Genomic DNA, 4,031 nt, shown 5'->3' on the forward strand with positions numbered 1-4,031 from the left:
TTAAGCAAATCGGAATGCGAGTCAAAATATCGGGAGCGCAATGGAAAGTAGAGAATGTTTCTAAGATTCTTTCTTTACGCTGTGCTTACTTAAATGGCACTCTGTTTTAGCAATATTTTTGCAAAACTGAGATGCACCCCCCACGATCCCCTAGTGCTGGAGCTATCCTCGGGACGACTTGAAATCGATCTCGGTGCCGAGAATTTGCTGGCAGCACAGCGAGACGATACCCAAATCGCTGTTGAAATCAAGAGTTTTTTAGCTCCCTCTCTGACATCAGAGTTTCACAGTGCGCTAGGTCAGTTTCTCAACTATCGAGTGGTTTTGCAACGGAAAGACCCTAAGCGAGTTCTCTTTTTAGCGGTTCCAGTAAAAGTCTATTGAAACTTTTTTACAGGGGAGTTGGCTCAATTGAGTATTACTGAATATGGGGTCAGGCTGCTCGTTTTCGATCCCGTGCAAGAGGAGGTTTTGGAATGGATCGACTAAACCAATACCGTCAGTGGATTCAGCAAGTTTTGACAGAGCATAGTAAGGTTAAACCTGCGTATGGAGAACTGGAGCAATTTACGGTTTTTGACACGCAGAACGATCGCTATCAGGTGGCGACAGTGGGTTGGGATGGAGACCGTCGAGTGTTTAGCTGTTTAGTTCATATCGATATTCAGGGTGATAAGGTTTGGATTCAGTATGATGGGACTGAGGTGGGGATTGCCAATGAGTTGGTTGAATTAGGTATCCCTAAACAATCGATCGTGCTGGGTTTTCACGATCCTAATGCTCGTCGTTTCACAGAGTTTGCTGTGGGTTAAGGCGGATATGAGATCGTACTTTTCAATCTGGGTTTCCGTAGTGTAACGCACCGCTTATCGCGTGTCGGGGTGAAGGGTTTCCATCAGTTCGACGATGACATCGAGACTGCGATCGAGCATATAGAAAAAGTCTTCATACGTTACTGTTTCCTCCGGTTGGGGAACCGTTCCGTCTGCGTGTCCGATATCGATTCCGTAGCGATCGACCAAATCGACGCAAGCCTCGTAGCTGCGAGAATTCAGATAGACATCGCAGGGTTGCCACATGGGAAGGCGAACGTCCGACGCTCGTACTGTGGAAGAATGAGAAAAAATCTGTACGATCGCCAACATGACGATACAGAGAACGCCGAGAAACCCGAGAACGTAGCGCATAGAAGTCGAAGAGAACGGGATACAATTCCCATTATCCGATCTCCATTATCGCTTCATGCTGGATTCGCTACTGCAACAGTTCGCTCGCTTCGGCGTTCATCTCGGACTCGATCGCATTCGGGAACTTCTCGCCGCCTTAGACAATCCCCATCACCGAGTTCCCATCGTTCACGTGGCGGGAACCAACGGAAAAGGGTCAGTTTGCGCCTATCTCAGTTCAGTTCTCACTGCCGCCGGATACCGAACCGGACGCTATACCTCACCTCACCTGATGAGTTGGTGCGAACGCATCTGCATTGACGGAACGCCAATATCCGAATCCGATTTTATCGCCACCGTCGAACGAGTTGCAGCGGCGATCGATCCCGCCAAACCCACGCCGACGCAATTTGAAATCGTTACTGCCGCCGCCTTTCTCTATTTCGCTGAGTCTAACGTGGATATCGCCGTGTTTGAAGTGGGACTCGGCGGACGACTCGACGCCACCAACGTCTGCGATCGCCCCCTGGCTTGTGTTATTACGTCCATTAGTCGCGATCACTGGCAGCGGTTAGGATCGACTTTAGCTGAAATCGCCTTTGAAAAAGCGGGAATCCTCAAACCCAAACGTCCGGTCATTTTGGGAACGCTCCCCGACGACGCCGTTGCAGTGTTCGAACCCCGAATTGAGGAATTAAACTGTCCGGCGGTTTGGATTCAGCCAGCGACGCCACTTTCGGAAACCGAAGCCATTTACGAGGGGTTGCGATATCCGCTTCCACTTCCGGGAGATGTCCAGTTACTCAATTCTGCCTTAGCGATCGCCACCATCAAGCAGTTAAGACAGCAAGGCTGGGAAATTTCCGACGACGCGATTTGTCGGGGAATGCAAAAGGCGCGTTGGCGAGGACGGTTGGAGTGGATAACCTGGCGAGAGCGTCGTATTTTGGTAGACGGAGCGCATAACGTGGCCTCGGCTGAGGTGTTGCGTCGCTATGTGGAGACGTTGAACACTCCGGTAACGTGGGTGATGGGAATTCTTTCGACGAAAGACGCAGAAGGAATTTTGAAAACCCTGTTGCGATCGCGCGACAGCGTTCGTTTCGTCCCCGTTCCGGGCCACAGTTTCACGCCGCCGGAAGACTTGCGACGGATGGCGATCGATCTCGAACTCGACCTCACTGGTGCGATCGACGATAACGTAGAAACGGCGTTAGTGGCGGCGTGTGAGGATGCTTCGCGGCTTCCCGTGTTGTGCGGTTCGTTATATCTCATCGGCGACTTTTTCGCCTCCTCTCCCGTCGAACAGGTTTCGGTTTAAATTCCCATTCGTTTAAACATGGGTCGGTTGGCGAAGATCGCTGGAATTTAATTTATACCATATTTTGTTGAAATTGTCAATATATAGAGTTCGATCGCGCTTCTTTTTTTCCTTTAAAATCGAACTTAAGGAATGAAGAAAACAGGAGCGATCGAGATGTCCGAAACCCTAGATATAGCGGGTCGAATTCCGCGCCTTGAAAACGGCGATCGCCTAACGCGGAAAGAATTCGAGCGTCGCTACCAGGCGATGCCAGATTTAAAAAAAGCCGAGTTAATCGAAGGAGTTGTGTACGTGGGATCTCCCGTTACGAGCGACCACGGTTGTCCTCATGCTTGGGTCATGGGTTGGTTGACCGTATATCGATCGTTCACGCCAGAAGTAGAGGTTTTTGATAATACAACAGTACGTCTCGATGCCGATAACGAACCGCAGCCTGACGCCTTGTTGAGATTTAAGACAGGTGGACAGTCAATTGTCAGCAGCGATCGCTACATTGAAGGTGCGCCAGAATTAATTGTAGAAATTGCCGTATCGAGTGCGTCTTACGATTTGCACGATAAATTCCAGGTTTACCGACGTAACAGCGTTTTGGAATATCTGGTGTGGCGAGTTGAAGATAATGCCTTCGATTGGTTTCGCCTCCAAGACGGAGAATATATCAGAGTCAAAGCCAATTCTGAGGGAATTTTCTGTAGCGAAGTCTTTTTGGGTTTGTGGTTAGATGCAGAGGCACTGTTGGCGGGAGATTTATCGAAAATGTTTCAAGTTTTACATCGAGGTTTAGCCTCTCGTGAAAACTAAAACCCAATTCTCAATTTTCAGATTTTCCGAGGGTGTAGTGCAGTTTCAGGAAACTATCGAAAGCGTACCAAGCTAAGGCGTACCAAGGAATGACATTTAACTGAACGCCTTCTACGATTAACTGTCGAACGGCTAAGGTTCCGAATCCCAGCGGCACCAAAAATCGTAAATCCACTGCGCCTTCTGTGACGCGATCGATCTGACGGTTCGCTGAGGCAATGACCTCCGTTAGTTCTGTAGCTGCGTCGGATTTATCAGATAAAACAAAGCGGATGTTTAAGTCTTGCAAAATACCGTACAGTCGATCGCCTGAAATGCGATCGCGATCGTAATAAACCGTCACGCTACCGTTGTCGAGATTGACGCGAACGCTCGCGTTCGGGAGATGCGATCGTAATGCTGTGGCAATGGGTTGCACCGTGGCAGGAAAGCGATAGTCAGAAGCCACTCGAAACCGAAATCTTCCCGGCGTATCGCTCATCAAACGAGCCGGAACGGTGACAGTCGGAGCGAGTTTTCCGTTGCGTTCCGACGCGACGCGAACGTCATTTTCAGTTAACATCGTTTCGCAAAACCTCCGCATTTTCGATCGCTAATATTTGGCTCTTCCGACCTTGGTGTGTAGGGTAAATGCTTGTAGCCTATATCTGGAAAGGAATTTCGCGATTTGAGCTAACTTTTTATACAGTTTAACAAAAACTCTTGCCCTGTAAGGGTTTCAGCGATTTCTTGCATAGTAA

Annotated in this window: 6 protein-coding genes; 4 read left to right on the top strand and 2 right to left on the bottom strand. The window is 49.1% G+C overall.

Annotated features, from left to right (window positions below; translation table 11 throughout):
- Positions 1–153: 153 nt before the first annotated feature.
- Positions 154–384: an element excision factor XisH family protein gene (locus POG22_RS22405; protein ID WP_498907192.1), complete on the top strand. Its 231-nt coding sequence runs from the start codon at positions 154–156 to the stop codon at positions 382–384.
- A gap of 92 nt (positions 385–476) precedes the next feature.
- On the top strand, positions 477–812 hold the full coding sequence (locus POG22_RS22410) for a XisI protein (protein WP_063717044.1): 336 nt from the start codon (positions 477–479) through the stop codon (positions 810–812).
- A 54-nt stretch (positions 813–866) separates the two neighbouring features.
- Here POG22_RS22410 and POG22_RS22415 read toward each other — a convergent pair whose 3' ends face one another.
- Positions 867–1,187: a hypothetical protein gene (locus POG22_RS22415; protein ID WP_498907193.1), complete on the bottom strand. Its 321-nt coding sequence runs from the start codon at positions 1,185–1,187 to the stop codon at positions 867–869.
- 55 nt (positions 1,188–1,242) lie between these two features.
- On the opposite strand from POG22_RS22415, the gene POG22_RS22420 reads away from it, so the two are divergent.
- Both POG22_RS22420 and POG22_RS22425 read left to right on the top strand, forming a co-directional pair.
- Positions 1,243–2,487, top strand: a complete 1,245-nt coding sequence (locus tag POG22_RS22420) for a bifunctional folylpolyglutamate synthase/dihydrofolate synthase (protein WP_498907194.1) — start codon at positions 1,243–1,245, stop codon at positions 2,485–2,487.
- 132 nt (positions 2,488–2,619) lie between these two features.
- Complete coding sequence (locus tag POG22_RS22425; protein ID WP_498907195.1) at positions 2,620–3,291, top strand: Uma2 family endonuclease; 672 nt, start codon at positions 2,620–2,622, stop codon at positions 3,289–3,291.
- Between the two features lie 10 nt (positions 3,292–3,301).
- Here the strand turns inward: POG22_RS22425 and POG22_RS22430 are convergent, their stop codons facing one another.
- On the bottom strand, positions 3,302–3,853 hold the full coding sequence (locus tag POG22_RS22430) for an HMA2 domain-containing protein (RefSeq protein ID WP_063717041.1): 552 nt from the start codon (positions 3,851–3,853) through the stop codon (positions 3,302–3,304).
- Positions 3,854–4,031: the final 178 nt, after the last annotated feature.

The organism is Geitlerinema sp. CS-897, from assembly GCF_028368005.1.
GTDB classification, from domain to species: domain Bacteria; phylum Cyanobacteriota; class Cyanobacteriia; order Cyanobacteriales; family Geitlerinemataceae; genus Baaleninema; species Baaleninema simplex.